Annotated in this window: 15 protein-coding genes; all 15 read left to right on the forward strand. The window is 66.9% G+C overall.

Annotation, left to right across the window (positions count from 1 at the left end; genetic code table 11):
* Positions 1-40: 40 nt before the first annotated feature.
* The 15 genes from rpsB (at position 41) to rnhB (ending at position 16,413) form a co-directional block, all read left to right on the forward strand.
* Positions 41-847, forward strand: coding sequence for a 30S ribosomal protein S2 (gene rpsB, locus AC5P9F_RS01115; protein WP_005408748.1), 807 nt, complete (start codon positions 41-43; stop codon positions 845-847).
* Between the two features lie 125 nt (positions 848-972).
* The gene (gene tsf / locus AC5P9F_RS01120) at positions 973-1,848 is read left to right on the forward strand and encodes a translation elongation factor Ts (RefSeq protein WP_005408747.1); all 876 of its coding nucleotides are present in this window, start codon (positions 973-975) and stop codon (positions 1,846-1,848) included.
* A 224-nt stretch (positions 1,849-2,072) separates the two neighbouring features.
* Positions 2,073-3,611 (forward strand): GGDEF domain-containing protein, encoded by a 1,539-nt coding sequence (locus AC5P9F_RS01125; protein ID WP_005412741.1) that lies wholly within the window; start codon positions 2,073-2,075, stop codon positions 3,609-3,611.
* Positions 3,612-3,732: 121 nt separating this feature from the next.
* A complete protein-coding gene (gene pyrH, locus AC5P9F_RS01130) occupies positions 3,733-4,461 on the forward strand; it encodes a UMP kinase (RefSeq protein WP_005408745.1) in 729 nt (242 codons plus the stop codon).
* Between the two features lie 96 nt (positions 4,462-4,557).
* Positions 4,558-5,112: a ribosome recycling factor gene (frr, locus tag AC5P9F_RS01135; protein ID WP_005408744.1), complete on the forward strand. Its 555-nt coding sequence runs from the start codon at positions 4,558-4,560 to the stop codon at positions 5,110-5,112.
* A 5-nt stretch (positions 5,113-5,117) separates the two neighbouring features.
* Entirely contained in the window at positions 5,118-5,885 is a 768-nt protein-coding gene (gene uppS, locus AC5P9F_RS01140; RefSeq protein WP_005408743.1) for a polyprenyl diphosphate synthase, read from the forward strand.
* Entirely contained in the window at positions 5,882-6,718 is an 837-nt protein-coding gene (locus AC5P9F_RS01145; protein ID WP_005408742.1) for a phosphatidate cytidylyltransferase, read from the forward strand. The genes uppS and AC5P9F_RS01145 overlap by 4 nt, the downstream gene beginning before the upstream one ends.
* 2 nt (positions 6,719-6,720) lie before the next feature.
* Complete coding sequence (locus AC5P9F_RS01150; protein ID WP_005408741.1) at positions 6,721-7,911, forward strand: 1-deoxy-D-xylulose-5-phosphate reductoisomerase; 1,191 nt, start codon at positions 6,721-6,723, stop codon at positions 7,909-7,911.
* 55 nt (positions 7,912-7,966) lie between these two features.
* Positions 7,967-9,325 carry an RIP metalloprotease RseP gene (gene rseP / locus AC5P9F_RS01155; RefSeq protein ID WP_005408740.1) on the forward strand — a complete coding sequence of 453 codons (1,359 nt, stop codon included), beginning with the start codon at positions 7,967-7,969 and terminating at the stop codon, positions 9,323-9,325.
* Positions 9,326-9,399: 74 nt separating this feature from the next.
* Entirely contained in the window at positions 9,400-11,763 is a 2,364-nt protein-coding gene (gene bamA, locus AC5P9F_RS01160; RefSeq protein ID WP_024956313.1) for an outer membrane protein assembly factor BamA, read from the forward strand.
* A 440-nt stretch (positions 11,764-12,203) separates the two neighbouring features.
* On the forward strand, positions 12,204-13,226 hold the full coding sequence (gene lpxD, locus AC5P9F_RS01165) for a UDP-3-O-(3-hydroxymyristoyl)glucosamine N-acyltransferase (protein WP_005408738.1): 1,023 nt from the start codon (positions 12,204-12,206) through the stop codon (positions 13,224-13,226).
* Positions 13,223-13,681 carry a 3-hydroxyacyl-ACP dehydratase FabZ gene (gene fabZ, locus AC5P9F_RS01170; RefSeq protein ID WP_005408737.1) on the forward strand — a complete coding sequence of 153 codons (459 nt, stop codon included), beginning with the start codon at positions 13,223-13,225 and terminating at the stop codon, positions 13,679-13,681. Before lpxD ends, fabZ begins: the two co-directional genes overlap by 4 nt.
* 16 nt (positions 13,682-13,697) lie before the next feature.
* Positions 13,698-14,489: an acyl-ACP--UDP-N-acetylglucosamine O-acyltransferase gene (lpxA, locus tag AC5P9F_RS01175; RefSeq protein ID WP_005412736.1), complete on the forward strand. Its 792-nt coding sequence runs from the start codon at positions 13,698-13,700 to the stop codon at positions 14,487-14,489.
* A gap of 53 nt (positions 14,490-14,542) precedes the next feature.
* Positions 14,543-15,745, forward strand: coding sequence for a lipid-A-disaccharide synthase (gene lpxB / locus AC5P9F_RS01180; RefSeq protein ID WP_043034888.1), 1,203 nt, complete (start codon positions 14,543-14,545; stop codon positions 15,743-15,745).
* Positions 15,742-16,413: a ribonuclease HII gene (rnhB, locus tag AC5P9F_RS01185; protein WP_111197964.1), complete on the forward strand. Its 672-nt coding sequence runs from the start codon at positions 15,742-15,744 to the stop codon at positions 16,411-16,413. The genes lpxB and rnhB overlap by 4 nt, the downstream gene beginning before the upstream one ends.
* Positions 16,414-16,486: the final 73 nt, after the last annotated feature.

Consider the following 16,486-nt stretch of genomic DNA (forward strand, 5'->3'; position numbering starts at 1 on the left):
CTGCGGGCGGAATCGCTGGTTCCATATCAGGAGTATTGCAATGCCCCAGGTCACCATGCGTCAGATGCTGGAAGCCGGCGTCCACTTCGGCCACCAGACCCGCTACTGGAACCCCAAGATGGCTCCGTACATCTTCGGCGCCCGCGGCAAGATCCACATCATCAACCTGGAAAAGACCGTCCCGCTGTTCAACGACGCGATGAACTTCATCTCGTCGGTTGCCCAGAAGCGCGGCACCGTCCTGTTCCTGGGCACCAAGCGCAGCGCCCGCGAAACCATCAAGGAAGAAGCCGAGCGTTGCGGCATGCCGTTCATGAACCAGCGCTGGCTGGGCGGCACCCTGACCAACTTCCGTACCGTCAAGCAGTCGGTTGCCCGCCTGAAGGAACTGGAAGCCGGTGAAACCGACGGCACCTTCGAGAAGCTGGTCAAGCACGAAGTGCTGGGCCTGCGTCGCGAGCGCGACAAGCTGGAAGCCTCGCTGGGCGGCATCAAGGACATGAACCGCCTGCCGGACGCCATCTTCGTGATCGACATCGGCCACGAAGACATCGCGATCAAGGAAGCCAAGAAGCTGGGCATCCCGGTCATCGCCGTGGTCGACACCAACTACAACCCGGAACTGGTGGACTACGCCATCCCGGGCAACGACGACGCCATCCGCGCTGTGCAGCTGTACGCCCGCGCCGCTGCCGACGCCGTGCTGGAAGGCAAGGCTGCTGCTCCGCACGCTGCTTCGGTGCGTGAGGAAGAGTTCGCTGAAGCCGCTGCTGAAGGCGAAGAGAAGCCGGCCCGCCGCGCTCCGGCCAAGAAGGCTGCCAAGAAGGGCGACGACGCCCAGGCCTGATCCAGGCCCGGGGTGGACGCCCGGCGTCCACCCTCCCTGCGCGCAGCCTTTGGCGCGTGACAGGACCGTGTCACACGGGCCGGCCACCATGCCGGCCCAACCCCTTTCTTTCGTGAGGTAATCCCGTGGAAATCACTGCTTCCCTGGTCAAGGAACTGCGCGAGCGCACCGGCGCCGGCATGATGGAATGCAAGAAGGCGCTCACCGAAGCCAACGGCGACATCGACGCTGCTGCTGAAGCCATGCGCAAGTCCGGCGCCGCCAAGGCCGACAAGAAGGCTGACCGCGTGGCCGCCGAAGGCCGTCTGGGCCTGGCCCAGGATGGCGGCAAGGCCGTGCTGGTCGAAGTCAACTCGGAAACCGACTTCGTCGCCAACGATGACAACTTCAAGTCCTTCGTCAATGCCGTTGCCGCTGCCGCCCTGGCATCGGGCGCCACCGACGTCGAAGCCGTGAAGGCTGCCAAGCTGGCCGATGGCCGCACCGTTGAAGAAGCCCGCGCCACCGCCGTGCAGACCCTGGGTGAGAACATCCAGATCCGTCGCATGGTGAATGTCGACACCACCGGCAACATCGGTGCGTATGTCCACACCAACGGCAAGGTCGGCGTGCTGGTCGATCTGATCGGCGGCGACGTCGAGCTGGCCCGTGGCCTGGCCATGCACGTGGCTGCGCTGAAGCCGCCGCACAACAAGGCTGCGGACGTTCCGGCCGACTTCGTCGAGAAGGAAAAGGAAATCGAGCTGGCCAAGATGTCCGAAAAGGACAAGGCCAAGCCGGCCGACATCCTGGAAAAGATCATCAGCGGCAAGATCAACAAGATCGTCAGCGACGTGACCCTGTACGGCCAGACCTACGTGCTGGGCGACACCACCGTCGAGCAGGTGGTCAAGGCCGCTGGCGCCGATGTTGCTGGCTTCAAGCTGCTGATCGTCGGCGAAGGCATCGAGAAGGTGGTGGAAGACTACGCCGCCGAAGTTGCCAAGGCGATGCAGGTCTGATTCCAGCCTTCCGGCTGTGAAGCAACCAGAAGGAGCCGCGGGAGACCGCGGCTCTTTTTTTATGCCGGCGGCCCTGTGGGGTGCGCACAGCGGCACCTTTGCGTTGCGCGCGAATCAAGCCGATACTCGGCACAGGGAATCAACAGTCATTTAGCAGGAACGAAAATCGCGGACTGTGATGCATTCCTAGGTATTCTTGTCCCAATGGAATTGAACGACCCGACATGCCTCCCGAGCTGACAGCTGCCCTGGCGCTCTGCCGCAACCTGCCCTCGCCACCCGGTATTGCCCTGCGCATCATCGAACTGGCACAGGACCCGGAAGCGGATATCGCCACCGCCGCCGACATCATCGCCATCGACATGGCGCTGAGCGCTCGCATGCTGCGCATCGCCAATTCGCCGCTGTACGCCAGCCGCCGTCGGATCGAGAACCTCGGCCAGGCACTGACCATGCTCGGCCTGAATGCCACGATCAGCCTGGCCCTCGGCTTCACCGTCACCCAGGGACTGACCGGCGGCACCGGCGCCGACCACGACCTGCGCCAACGCGCCTGGAAGCGCAGCATCCTCAGCGCGCTGGCCGCCAGCCAGCTGGGCCAGGCACGCGGCCTGCGCCGGCTGGAAGAACTGATGCTGGCCGGCCTGCTGCAGGACCTGGGCGTACTGTGCCTGGCCCAGGCCGAATCGGAGCGCTACCTGCCGCTGCTGCGCGAAGCACGCGACAACATCGATCTGGTCGCGCGCGAGCGCGACGAACTGGGCTGCAGCCACGCCGAGGTCGGCGCCTGGGTGGCCGAGCAGTGGGGCCTGCCGCGCTACCTGGTGGAGAGCATCAGCCACAGCGAAGACCTGGACGCCGCGGAGTCGCCGTTCCAGGCCTGCGTGCAGCTGTCCGGTGCCGTGGCCGACATCTGGCTGGACGATGACGCCGATGCCGCCCGCGAGCGCGCCCTGCAGCAGGTGCATGACCGCCTTGAACTGGACAGCGCCCGTTTCGACCAGGTCCTGACCCGCATCAGCGAGGCCCTGCCGGACATCGCCAGCCTGTTCGAGGCCGGCCTGAATTCCCCCTCGCGGGTGCGCGAGCTGATCGACCACGCGCAGGAGCTGGCCACCCTGCGCAACCTGCGCGAACTGCAGGATGCCGACCAGGCCCGTCGCCGCGCTGACGAATTCGAAGCCCGGGCCAAGCGCCTGGCCGACCAGGCCCATCGAGATGCCCTCACCGGCGTGCTCAACCGGCGCCAGCTGGAAGCCGTGCTGGAGCAGGAATTCCTGCGCGCCGGTCGCCAGGGCTGGCCGCTGTCGGTGGCCTTCATCGACCTGGACGACTTCAAGAAGATCAACGACGCCCATGGCCACCTGACCGGCGACGAGGTGCTGCGGGCCTTTGCCGGCAAACTGCAGGGCCAGCTGCGCCACAGCGACACCGTGGCCCGCTTCGGCGGCGAGGAGTTCGTCGCGCTGCTGCCCAACACCAGCGAAACGGTAGCACTGGACGTGATCCGCCGGGTACTGGCCAACATCGTTGCCACGCCGATGGCCGAACTGGAAGGCGGCCCGCTGTTCGTCACCTTCTCCGCCGGCGTGGCCACCCAGGGCGGCTACGAACGCTTCGCCGACGTGCAGGACCTGCTGCGCGCCGCCGACGACGTGCTGTACCGCTCCAAGAACCTCGGCCGCAACCGGGTGATCGCGCGCTCCCCCGGCGCCCTCGGCCACGACGAGCTGTCAGCGACCGCGGGCGCCGAGCTGGGCTGAACCGGAAGCCCCGGATGACCAGGGCGAACGCCAGGATTTTACGCCGCAGTGCACAAAACACTATGGCCCGACGCCGCATGCGCGTAGAATCGCCCGCGATTTCCACGCACCCGAGGTCCCCATGTCCAAGCTCGCCTATCGCCGCATCCTTCTGAAACTGTCCGGGGAGGCGCTGATGGGAGATGAGGACTACGGCATCGACCCGAAGATCATCAACCGCCTGGCCCGTGAGGTCATCGAAGCCCAGCAGGCCGGTGCCGAAGTGGCGCTGGTGATCGGCGGCGGCAACATCTTCCGCGGCGCCGGCCTGGCCGCAGGCGGCATGGACCGGGTCACCGGCGACCAGATGGGCATGCTGGCCACGGTCATCAACGCCCTGGCCATGCAGGACGCCCTGGAGAAGCTGGGCGCCAAGGCGCGCGTGATGAGCGCGATCAAGATCAACGACGTGTGCGAGGACTACATCCGCCGCCGCGCCATCCGCCACCTGGAAAAGGGCCGCCTGGTGATCTTCGCCGCCGGCGTCGGCAGCCCGTTCTTCACCACCGACTCCGGCGCCGCCCTGCGCGCGATCGAGATCGGCGCCGACCTGCTGCTGAAGGCCACCAAGGTCGATGGCGTGTACGACAAGGACCCGAACAAGCACAGCGATGCGGTCCGCTTCGACAGCCTGAGCTATGACGAAGTGATCCGCCGCGGCCTGGAAGTGATGGATACCGCCGCCTTCGCACTGGCCCGCGACAGCGACCTGCCGATGCGCGTGTTCGACATGGGCCAGCCGGGCGAGCTGCTGAAGATCCTCAACGGCGAGAACATCGGCACCCTGGTCCAGGGCCGCGATCCGGCCTGAGCCTGAGCGCGCGGCGACAACCGGGCCGATTCAGGCCCGGCAGCGTCCCGTATTCGCCTATAATCGCCCGATTCCAGATACATCCAGGACCGGGCGATGCTCAACGACATCAAGAACAACGCGCAGACGCGCATGGCCAAGAGCATCGACGCTCTGAAGCACACCCTCACCTCCATCCGGACCGGGCGTGCCACGCCGGCCCTGCTGGACCGCGTGACGGTCAATGCCTACGGCAACGCCAGCACCCCGCTGAACCAGGTTGCCTCGATCTCCAACGCCGATGCGCACTCGCTGCTGGTCACCCCGTTCGACAAGGGCATGATCAAGGAGATCGAGAAGGGTCTCTACAACGCCGAGTTCACCCCGAACACGCTGGGCACCGCGATCCGCATCAACATGCCGCCGCCGACCGAAGAGCGCCGCAAGGAGCTGGTCAAGCAGGTGCAGAAGGAAGGCGAAGGCGCCAAGATCGCGATCCGCAACATCCGTCAGGACGCGAACAAGGAAATCGCCAAGCTGGTCAAGGACAAGGCGATCAGCGAGGACGAGAAGAAGCGCGGTGAGGACGACATCCAGAAGTTGACCGACACCAACATCAAGGACGTCGACAAGGTCGTTGCCGACAAGGAAAAAGAACTGCTGTCGGTCTGAAGTCGATGCCTTCAGTCCCGCCTCCGTTGCCGGCCACCCTGCCCCGCCACGTCGCCATCATCATGGATGGCAACGGGCGCTGGGCACAGCAGCGCCGCCGCCCGCGCGTGATCGGCCATCGTGCCGGCGCGCGCGCGGTCAACCGCACCATCGAGCGCTGCCTTGAACTGGGCATTCCGGCGCTGACCCTGTTCGCGTTTTCCAGCGAGAACTGGGGCCGGCCGCAGGAAGAAGTCGACGCCCTGATGAAGCTGTTCCTCGGCGCGCTCGACCGCGAAGTGGACGAACTGCACCGACGCGGCGTGCGCGTACGCTTCATCGGCGAACGCGAGCGCTTTGGTGCCGGACTGGTCAGCCGCATGCAGCTGGCCGAGCAGCGGACCGCCGACAACACCACCCTGACCCTGTCGATCGCCGCCAGCTACGGCGGTCGCCAGGACATCGCCCGTGCCGCGCGCGCACTGGCCGCTGAAGTCGCCGCAGGACGCCTGCTGCCCGAACAGATCGACGAATCGCTGCTGGGCAGCCAGGTCGCCCTGGCCGACCTGCCGCCGCCGGATCTGTTCATCCGCACCGGTGGCGACACCCGCATCAGCAACTTCCTGCTGTGGCAACTGGCCTACACCGAGCTGTGGTTCACCGAGGCGCTGTGGCCGGACTTCGATGCCGCCCTGCTGCAGCAGGCGCTGGATGCCTATGGCAGCCGCGAGCGTCGTTTCGGCCTGACCAGCGCCCAGATCGCCGCACTGGCCACCGAGACCTCCAGCCCATGACCAAGACCCGAGTCCTCGCCGCGCTGATCATGGCGCCGCTCGCCATTGCCGCGATCCTGCTGCTGCCGACGCAATGGCTGGCCGCCGCCGCCGCCGCCGTGCTGCTGATCGGCCTGTGGGAATGGCTGAAGCTGGCCGGCATCGAAGACACCCTCGCGCGCACCGTGCTGCTGGTGCTGAACCTGCTGCTGATGGTGCTGCTGGTGTGGGCCGATGGCAGCACGCTGGTGCTGTTCCAGATCACCACACTGGCAGGTGTTGCCTGGTGGCTGGCGGCGCTGGCCTGGCTGCGCTTCTTCAACTTTGGCGCCCAGCCGACGGCCCCCTCCCGGATCGTGAAGATGCTGGCCGGCACCCTGGCCATCGTTCCTGCCTGGGCAGCGCTGGTACTGATCCACGCTGGCGGTGACCCGCCAGGCAAGCAGGGCCACCTGTGGCTGCTGGCGGCACTGGCACTGGTCTGGGCAGCTGATTCGGGCGCCTATTTCGCCGGCCGTCACTTCGGCAAGCACAAGCTGGCGCCGCGGATCAGCCCCAACAAGACCTGGGAAGGCCTGTTCGGCGGCCTGCTGGCCGGTGTCGCCGTGGCCCTCGGACTGGGCTGGCTGGCCGGCATCGACATCGCGCACCTGCCGGGCCTGCTGATCACCTCGGTGGTGGCCGTATTCGCGTCGGTGCTGGGTGACCTGTTCGAAAGCCTGATCAAGCGCCACGCCGGTGCCAAGGACTCGGGCAACCTGATTCCGGGCCATGGTGGCGTGCTCGACCGCGTCGACGGCGTCCTCGCCGCCGTGCCGGTGTTCGCGCTGGGCAAGGAAATCTTCGGGTTCTGACCATGAATGCTGTCGCAGACCTGCGCCGGGTCGCCGTATACGGCGCCACCGGCTCGATCGGTGCCTCCACGCTGGACGTGATCGCCCGCCACCCGCAGCGCTACCAGGCCACGGTGCTGGCCGCCGGCCGCCAGGTGCAGGCACTGCTGGCCCTGTGCCGCCAGCACAAGCCCGCGCACGCGGTCATCGCCGACGAAGCGCTGTTCACCGAACTGCGCGACGGCCTGCGCGATGCGGGGCTGTCGACCGAGGCCCACGCCGGTCATGCCGCACTGGACCAGCTGGCAGCAAGCGATGCCTGCGACACGGTCGTCGCGGCCATTGTCGGTGCTGCAGGGCTGTCCTCGACCCTCGCCGCCGCTGCGGCCGGCAAGCGCATCCTGCTGGCCAACAAGGAATCGCTGGTACTGGCCGGCGAGCTGCTGACCCGCACCGCCGAGCGCGCCGGCGCCGAGATCATTCCGATCGACAGCGAGCACAGCGCGATCTTCCAGTGCCTGCGTTCGCGCGACGCCAGCATCGACGGCGCCGGCGTGCGCCGGATCCTGCTGACCGCGTCGGGCGGCCCGTTCCGCGGCCGCAGCCGCGCCGAGCTGGCCGAGGTCACCCCGGCCCAGGCCGTGGCTCACCCGAAGTGGTCGATGGGCCCGAAGATCTCGGTCGATTCGGCGACGTTGATGAACAAGGGCCTGGAAGTCATCGAGGCGCACCATCTGTTCTCGGTGCCCGGCGAGCGCATCGAGGTGCTGGTGCACCCGCAGAGCCTGGTCCATTCGCTGGTCGAATTCGTCGACGGCTCGACCCTGGCCCAGATGGGCCTGCCGGACATGCGCACCACCCTGGCGGTCGGCCTGGGCTGGCCGCAGCGCATCGAATCGGGCGTGGCCGGGCTGGACCTGCTGGCGCAGGGCCGGCTGGATTTCGAGGCGCCTGACACCGACGCCTTCCCCTGCCTGGCGCTGGCCTGGCAGGCCATGCAGGCCGGCGGTACTGCCCCGGCGGTGCTGAACGCCGCCAATGAAGAGGCGGTTTCAGCATTTCTTCAGGGCCGGATCGGTTTCCTGACCATCCCGGAGCTGGTTGCTAACGCTCTTTCAACACTGCCGACCCAGCCAGCCGATACACTGGAGGTCCTGTTGTCCGCCGACCAGCGGGCACGCCAGCTCACCCTGAACGCCATCGACGCCGCCTGAACGACCGCCTCGCCCAGCATGACGCCGCCGCCCCTGCCCGCCACTGTGAGCCTGCATGACTGACTTCCTCGGATCGGTCTGGTGGATGATTGTCAGCCTCGGGCTGCTGGTCACGTTCCACGAGTTCGGGCATTACTGGGTCGGCCGCCTCTGCGGGGTCAAGATCCTGCGCTTCTCGGTCGGCTTCGGCCGTCCGCTGTGGTCGCGCCGCGACAGGCACGGCACCGAGTTCGCCATTGCCGCCATCCCGCTGGGTGGCTACGTGAAGTTCCTCGACGAACGTGAGGTCGAGGTCCATCCCCACGAGCGCGGCCAGGCCTTCAACCACAAGACCGTGTGGCAGCGCATCGCCATTGTTGCTGCAGGGCCGATCGCCAATCTGCTGCTGTGCATCCTGCTGCTGTGGGCGATGTTCGTGATCGGCAAGCAGGACTACTCGCCGACGATCGGCCGGGTTGACGGCATCGCCGCCAGCGCCGGACTGCTCAGCGGTGACCGCGTTCTGCGGGTGGATGAGCGCCAGGTCGCCACCCTGGGCGAGGCCAGCATGGCGCTGACCGCCGCCGCGATGGATCGCCGCGACGTCACGCTTGAGGTACTCGACCCTGCGGACCAGGTGCGCGTGCGCACCCTGCCGCTGTCGCAGCTGCCCGCCGGCTTCGATGAACGACGGGTACCGATCCTGGCCGGCCTGTATTGGCAATCGTGGCTGCAGCCGGCACTGGTCGACTCGCTCACCGCCGATTCGGTGGTCACCGGGCTGCTGCAGCCGGGCGACCTGATCGTGGCGATCGACGGCCAGCGCATCGACAGCGTCGACCAGGTGATCGGCGAGATCCAGGCCCTCGGCCGTGCCGGAGGCCCCGGCATGATCGAGGTCCTGCGAGGCGGTGAACGCCTTGCACTGGAAGTCACGCCCCGCCAGGGCAAGGATGGCAAGGGCAACCCGGTCTGGCAGATCGGCGTCGGCTTCCCCACCACCTACAGCCCCTCCTACGACACCCTGCTGCGCTATGGGCCGCTGGATGCAGTGACCGTCGCCGTACGTGAAACCGGCCGGCTTGCCGCCGATTCGCTGGGCATGATGGCCCGCATCGTCACCGGCAAAGCCTCGCTGCAGAACGTTTCCGGGCCGGTCACCATCGCCCGCGTGGCCAATGTCTCGGCCAAACGCGGCCTCGACTGGTTCCTGCAGTTCCTTGCCCTGCTGTCACTCAGCCTGTGCATCATCAACCTGTTGCCGATCCCGATCTTGGACGGCGGGCACCTGCTGTATTACCTTATCGAGTTGGTCAAGGGCAGCCCGCTGAGCGAGCGTGCCATCGCCGCCGGCCAATACATCGGCTTGGCGTTGCTGGCCGGGCTGATGGGGTTGGCGTTCTACAACGACATCCTCGGCCTGGTCCCGCGATGAACTTTTCCACGTTGTTGCCGTCTACAGCGTCGGCATCCCGCACCAATGAAATCGACCTTCCTACCGGACGTGACATGACGCGACTCCCCAATCGCCGCCTGCTGGCCCTCGCCCTCGCCGCCGTCACCGGCGCTCCCGCCCTGGCCCAGGCAGCCGAGCCCTTCACTGTCAGCGACATCCGCGTCGATGGCCTGCAGCGCATCAGCTCGGGCACGGTGTTCACCTACCTGCCGGTGGAACGGGGCGAGACGATCACCGACAACAAGGTCGGCGAGACCATCCGCGCGCTGTACAAGACCGGCTTCTTCGAAGACGTGCAGCTGGACCGCCAGGGCAGCATCCTGGTGGTGACCGTCAAGGAACGCCCGGCGATCAACAAGCTGACCGTGACCGGCAACAAGGACATCAAGTCCGAGCAGCTGCTCAAGGGCCTGTCCGACATCGGCCTGACCGAGGGTGGCACCTTCGACCGCCTGAGCCTGGACCGCGTGACCCAGGAACTGCGCCGCCAGTACAACGACCGCGGCAAGTACACCGTCGAGATCACCCCGACCGTGAGCCCGCTGGACCGCAACCGCGTGGACATCGCGATCGCCATCAAGGAAGGCAAGGCGGCCAAGATCCGCCACGTCAACCTGGTCGGCACCGAGAAGTTCGAGAGCAAGGACATCCTGGAGACCTGGGAGTCCAAGGAGCACAACTGGGCGTCGTGGTACCGCCGTGACGACCAGTACTCCAAGGAAAAGCTGTCCGGCGACCTGGAAAAGCTCAACTCGTGGTACCTGGACCGCGGCTACGTCGACTTCAGCATCGATTCCACCCAGGTTTCGATCAGCCCCGACAAGCGCGACATGTTCCTCACCGCGGGCGTGACCGAGGGTGCGCAGTACAAGATCTCCGAGATCAAGGTCAGCGGCGACACCATCCTTCCGCAGGAGGACGTCGAGCGCATGGTGATCCAGAAGCCGGGCGACACGTTCTCGCGTGCCCTGCTGGAATTCAGCTCGGACACCATCACCAACTCGCTGTCCAACATCGGCTACGCGTTCGCCAAGGTGAACCCGATCCCGACCACCAACCGTGCCGAACAGACGGTAGGGATCAACATGCAGGTCGTGCCCGGCCCGCGCGTGTCGGTGCGCCGCATCCTGTTCCGTGGCAACACCCGCACCTCCGACGAAGTGATGCGTCGCGAAATGCGCCAGTTCGAGAACAGCTGGTACTCGCAGGCCGCGATCGACCGCTCCAAGATCCGCCTGCAGCGCCTGGGCTACTTCGAGTCGGTGGACGTCGAGACCCCGGCCGTCAGCGGCAGCAACGACCAGGTCGACGTCGTCTACAACGTCAAGGAAACCACCTCCGGCAGCTTCGTGTTCGGCCTGGGCTATTCGCAGTCCTACGGCATGACCACCTCGGTGCAGCTGTCGCAGAACAACTTCCTCGGCGGCGGCAACCGCGTGTCGGTCGAAGCCTCGCGCAGCAGCTACCTGCAGCGCTACGGCTTCAGCTACACCAACCCGTACTTCACCGACGACGGCGTTTCGCTGGGCTACAACCTGTCCTGGCGTGAACTGGACTACTCCGACTTCAACACCGCGCAGTACAACAGCACCAATGGTTCTGCGCAGGTGGTATTCGGCGTGCCGCTGACCGAGACCGACACCGTCTCGCTGATGTTCGGCATCGACAGCAACCAGATCACGACCTACCGTGGCTCGACCCCGGCCTCGATCATCGATTACATCGATGCGGTCGGTTCGCGCACCTTCCATGCCTGGCGTACCGAGCTGGGCTGGGCGCGCGACTCGCGCAACGATTACTTCATGCCGACCCGCGGTACCTACCAGCGCGTCGGTCTGGAAACCACGCTGCCGGGCTCGACCATCGAGTACTACAAGCTGAACTACCAGATCAGCAAGTACTGGCCGATCATGCCGTCGCTGGTGATCAACACCCGCGCCGAAGTGGGCTACGGCGATGCCTACGGCAAGGACTACACCCGTACGATCACCGACGCCGACGGCAAAACCCGTACCGTCACCGCCAGCGGCCTGCCGTTCTTCGAGAACTTCTACGCCGGTGGTACCAACTCGGTACGTGGCTTCGAGGACAACACCCTCGGTCCGCGCGAAGTAACCCAGGGTTATCCGGAAGGCCAGCCGCTGGGTGGTTCGCTGAAGACCGTCGGTTCGGTCGAAGCCTACTTCCCGCGCCTGTTCGACAGCCCATCGGCCCGCGTGTCGGCCTTTGTCGACTTCGGTAACGTCTACAACGGCACCAAGAACTTCAAGGCCAACGAACTGCGCGTCTCCACCGGTGTGGCCCTGCTGTGGCGCGCCCCGGTCGGCCCGATCTCGATCAGCTACGCGTTCCCGCTGAAGAAGGAAGACGGCGACAAGATCGAACGCCTGCAATTTACCTTCGGCGGTCAGTTCTAAGAACTGACCACCGAAGGTGCGCCGCGGCTTGCTGTGCAAGCAGCGGGTCCCGACCTACCTCCTATCCCCCGCGCCATTGGCGCGCCCCCCTTAACAGAAGGGGGGCTCTCCACCAGACGGGGCGCGAAGCGCCGGGCATTGCCCGGCGTTTTCGTTTAGTCCGGATGCGGGAAGCGCGCACCCCGCTTTTGATTTTTTCTGTTTTTCCGTGGCTGGCACTCGCGCCAGGCCGTCGGAGGTCGGACGGGGTGGGGCTGCGGGGGTGTGAGCCGCATGGATGCGGCGACCAAGGCTACATGGACGTACTTGCGCCGCCCCCCGCAGTCCCGCCCCGTCCGACCCAGCCCATGACACTGGCTCTGCCGGCCGCGAGGGGCCCTGCCGTTGGCTGCATATGCCCCCCGCATGACCGCAATGGCGTCACACGTTAAACTCCCGCCGTGAATACTCCCACCTACACCGCCCAGCAACTCGCCGAGCAGTTCGGCCTGCAGGTCCATGGCGACCCCGCTACCGCCATCCACGGCGTGGCCACCCTCGCCCACGCCGGTCCTGGCCAGCTGACCTTCCTCGCCAATCCACGCTACCGCGCCCAGCTGGCCGACAGCCAGGCCTCGCTGGTCGTGCTGCGCGCCGACGACGCCGAAGCCGCCCCCGGCGCCGCGCTCGTGGCCAAGGACCCGTACACCACCTTCGCCAAGATCGCCGCGCTGTTCGACATCGCGCCCACGCGCCCACCGGGCATCCACCCCAGCGCCGTCATCGATCCCAGCGCCCAGGTCGCCGCCAGCGCCCACATCGGCCCCTTCGTCTCCATCGGCGCGCGCAGCGTGGTCGGCGAGAACTGCATCATCGGCACCGGCAGCGTGATCGGCGAAGACTGCAGCCTGGACAGCGGCTGCGAACTGATCGCCCGGGTCACCCTGGTCACCCGGGTCAAGCTCGGCAAGCGCGTGCGCGTGCACCCCGGTGCCGTGCTCGGTGCCGATGGCTTCGGCCTGGCGATGGACGCCGGCAAGTGGATCAAGGTGCCGCAGCTCGGCGGCGTGCGCATCGGCGACGATTGCGAAATCGGCGCCAACACCTGCGTCGACCGTGGTGCACTGGAAGACACCGTGCTGGACGAAGACGTGCGCCTGGACAACCTGGTACAGATCGCGCACAACGTGCAGATCGGCGCGCACTCGGCCATCGCCGGCTGCACCGGCATCGCCGGCAGCGCCAGGATCGGCCGCTACTGCCTGCTCGGTGGCCACGTCGGCGTGGTCGGCCACCTCGAGATCTGCGACAAGGTCGTGATCACCGGCAAGTCGGTGGTCCGCAATTCCATCCATGAGCCGGGCGAGTACTCGTCCGGCACCCCGTTGACCGACAACCGCACGTGGCGCAAGAACGCCGCGCGCTTCAAGCAGCTGGACGCATTGGCTCGCCGCGTCCTGGCTGCTGGCAAGGAGAAAGAATGAACGACACGCTGCAGCTTCCGATCGACGTCTGCCAGATCCAGGAACTGCTCCCGCACCGCTACCCGTTCCTGCTGGTGGACCGGGTGCTTGAGCTCGACATCGACGCCAAGCGCATCCTGGCGCAGAAGAACGTCAGCATCAACGAGCCGTTCTTCCAGGGTCACTTCCCGGGCCGCCCGATCATGCCCGGCGTGCTGATCATCGAAGCGCTGGCCCAGGCCGGTGGCGTGATGACCCAGCTGACGCTTGGCCGCGATGCGCAGTCCAAGCTGTTCTACATGGTCAAGGTGGAAAACGCCCGCTTCAACAAGCAGGTCGTGCCCGGCGACGTGCTGATGCTGGATGTGCAGATGAAGCGCCTGATCCGCAACATGGGCTGGTACTACGGCGAGGCCAAGGTCAACGGTGAAGTCGTTGCCTCGGCCGAGGTCATGTGCGCCGGTGCCAAGGGCTGATCCACGGGAGGCAGCAATGACTGACAACGCACCACGGATCCACCCGACTGCCGTCATCGATCCGGCCGCGCGCCTGGCCGACGACGTCCAGGTCGGCGCGTTCACCCTGATCGGTGCCGATGTGGAAATCGGCGCCGGCACAGTGGTCGGCCCCCATTGCAGCATCCACGGCCCGACCAGGATCGGCCGTGACAACCGCTTCATCGGTCACGCCGCGATCGGTGGCGAGCCGCAGGACAAGAAGTTTGCCGGCGAACGCACCGAACTGGTGATCGGCGACCGCAACGTGTTCCGCGAGTTCGTCACCCTGAACCGTGGCACCGGCGGCGGCGGCGGCATCACCACGATCGGCAACGACAACTGGATGCTGGCCTACACGCACGTGGCGCACGACTGCCATGTCGGCAACTTCTGCGTGTTCTCCAACAACACCACCCTGGCCGGCCACGTGACCGTGGGCGACTACGTGATCATCAGCGGCTTCGCCGGTGCCCACCAGTTCTGCCGCATCGGTGCCCACGCCTTCCTCGGCATGGGCGCGCTGACCAACGGCGACGTTCCGCCGTTCACCATGGTCGGCACCGATTCGCTGGGCCGCCCGCGCGGCATCAACAGCGAAGGGCTGAAGCGTCGTGGCTTCGACGCCGAGCGCATCTCCGCCATCAAGCGCGCCTACCGCACCCTGTACGTGGCGGGCCTGCCGCTGGCCGAAGCCAAGGTGCAGCTGACCGAACAGGCACGCGACAGCGATGACGTGAAGGCCATGCTGGACTTCATCGAGCACGCTGAGAGGCCCTTGCTGCGATGAGCAGCACGACCGGCCAGGCGCCGGCCGGCGCCGCCGTGATTCCGCTGGCCTCGATGGCCGGCAGCGTCCCCGCGCAGCGGGTGCTCAGCGAGCGCCCGTTGCGGATCGCTCTGGTGGCCGGTGAGGCCTCCGGTGACCTGCTGGGTGCGGGCCTGGTGCGCGAGCTGAAGGCACGCTTTCCGAATGCCGAATTCGCCGGCATCGGTGGCGATGCCATGCGCAGCGCCGGCTGCCTGACCTGGCACGATGCCAGCGAGCTGGCGGTGATGGGCCTGACCGAAGTGCTGCGCCACCTGCCACGCCTGCTGAAACTGCGTTCCGCGTTCCGCCAGCGTGCACTGGAATGGCAGCCGGACGTGTTCATCGGCATCGACGCGCCCGACTTCAACCTGGGCATCGAACGCTGGCTGAAGCAGCGCGGCGTGCGCACCGTGCACTACGTCAGCCCCTCCGTCTGGGCCTGGCGCGAGAAGCGCGCCGAGAAGATCGGCAGCAGCGCCGACCTGGTGCTGTGCCTGTTCCCGATGGAACCCCCGATCTATGCCAGGCACGGCATCGACGCGCGCTTCGTTGGCCATCCGATGGCCGATGACATCCCCCTGCAGGGCAACCGCGAGGAAGCGCGCGCCGCGCTTGGCCTGCCGACCTCGGCCAAGGTGCTGGCGGTGCTGCCGGGCAGCCGCCTGGGCGAAATCTCGCGCCTCGGTGAACCGTTCTTCGAGGCCGCCTGGCAGGTCTCCGAGCGCATCCCCGGCCTGCACGTGGTAGTGCCTGCCGCCAACCCGGCCTGCAAGCGCCTGATCGAAGAGCAGCTGTCACGCTCGGCGCTGCCGGTAGCCTTCTCGCATGTACTCGACGGTGAGGCGCGCAACGCGATGATCGCCGCCGATGTGGTGGTGCTGGCCTCGGGCACCGCGACGCTGGAGGCGATGCTGGTCAAGCGGCCGATGGTGGTCGGTTACCGCGTCAACGAGCTGACCTACCGCCTGGTCAAGGCGCTGGGCCTGATCAAGGTCGACCGCTTTGCCCTGCCCAACATCCTGGCGGGCCAGGACCTGGCACCGGAACTGATGCAGCACGACTGCACGCCGGACAAGCTGGCGGCGGCCATCCAGCAATGGTTCGACCACCCGCAGCGGGTGACCGACCTGCAGGACACCTATGCCCGCCTGCATCAACGACTGCGCCGCAATGCCTCGGCCCGCGCGGCCGACGCTGTGGGCGAGCTGTTGATGCGCGACCAGGCCCAGGCATGAGCCGCCGCCACGCCGCAGCGGCCAGCCTGGCCCTGTTCGACGGTGCTGCCGTGGTCGAGCCGGAGCGTCTGGTCGCCGGCGTCGACGAAGCCGGCCGCGGTCCGCTGGCCGGACCGGTCGCGGTGGCGGCGGTGGTGTTCGACCCGGCACGGCCACGCATCAACGGCCTGGACGATTCCAAGCAACTCACCGCAGCCCGCCGCGAGCAACTGCATGACCGCATCATCGAACGTGCCCTGGCCTGGCACGTGGTGCTGGTGGACGTGGACACCATCGACCGCCTGAACATCTACCAGGCCACCCTGCAGGGCATGCGTGACGTCGTTGCAGCGGTCGCCCACGTGGCCGGCTTCGCCCGCATCGACGGCAACGTGGTGCCCAAGGGCCTGGTACTGCCGGCGCAGGCACTGGTCGGCGGTGATGGCATCGACCGCGCGATCATGGCCGCCTCGATCCTGGCCAAGGTCTCGCGCGACCGCTACATGCAGGACGTGCATGCCCGCCACCCGCAATACGGCTTCGAGCAGCACAAGGGCTACGGCACCCCGGCCCATCTGGCCGCCCTGCGCGAGCACGGCCCCTGCATGGAGCACCGGCGCAGCTTCGCCCCGGTGCGCGAGTGCCTGGAAAACCCGGCAGCTGTGACCGCAGACGTCGCAATCGCCTGAATCGCCTGAACGGTCGCTGCACCCGGCTGCGAAAGCAGGGTCAGGCGGGGCCCGCGGTTCGCCTGCGAACCGT

It is taken from the genome of Stenotrophomonas sp. YJH_SMC_4 (assembly GCF_059371575.1).

Coding starts and splice junctions, on each gene's coding strand:
- rseP (WP_005408740.1), top strand. CDS start 7,967: ATGACTGACTTCCTCGGATCGGTCTGGTGGATGATTGTCAGCCTCGGG.
- pyrH (WP_005408745.1), top strand. CDS start 3,733: ATGTCCAAGCTCGCCTATCGCCGCATCCTTCTGAAACTGTCCGGGGAG.
- lpxA (WP_005412736.1), top strand. CDS start 13,698: ATGACTGACAACGCACCACGGATCCACCCGACTGCCGTCATCGATCCG.
- frr (WP_005408744.1), top strand. CDS start 4,558: ATGCTCAACGACATCAAGAACAACGCGCAGACGCGCATGGCCAAGAGC.
- uppS (WP_005408743.1), top strand. CDS start 5,118: ATGCCTTCAGTCCCGCCTCCGTTGCCGGCCACCCTGCCCCGCCACGTC.
- fabZ (WP_005408737.1), top strand. CDS start 13,223: ATGAACGACACGCTGCAGCTTCCGATCGACGTCTGCCAGATCCAGGAA.
- bamA (WP_024956313.1), top strand. CDS start 9,400: ATGACGCGACTCCCCAATCGCCGCCTGCTGGCCCTCGCCCTCGCCGCC.
- AC5P9F_RS01150 (WP_005408741.1), top strand. CDS start 6,721: ATGAATGCTGTCGCAGACCTGCGCCGGGTCGCCGTATACGGCGCCACC.
- AC5P9F_RS01145 (WP_005408742.1), top strand. CDS start 5,882: ATGACCAAGACCCGAGTCCTCGCCGCGCTGATCATGGCGCCGCTCGCC.
- lpxB (WP_043034888.1), top strand. CDS start 14,543: ATGGCCGGCAGCGTCCCCGCGCAGCGGGTGCTCAGCGAGCGCCCGTTG.
- rpsB (WP_005408748.1), top strand. CDS start 41: ATGCCCCAGGTCACCATGCGTCAGATGCTGGAAGCCGGCGTCCACTTC.
- AC5P9F_RS01125 (WP_005412741.1), top strand. CDS start 2,073: ATGCCTCCCGAGCTGACAGCTGCCCTGGCGCTCTGCCGCAACCTGCCC.
- rnhB (WP_111197964.1), top strand. CDS start 15,742: ATGAGCCGCCGCCACGCCGCAGCGGCCAGCCTGGCCCTGTTCGACGGT.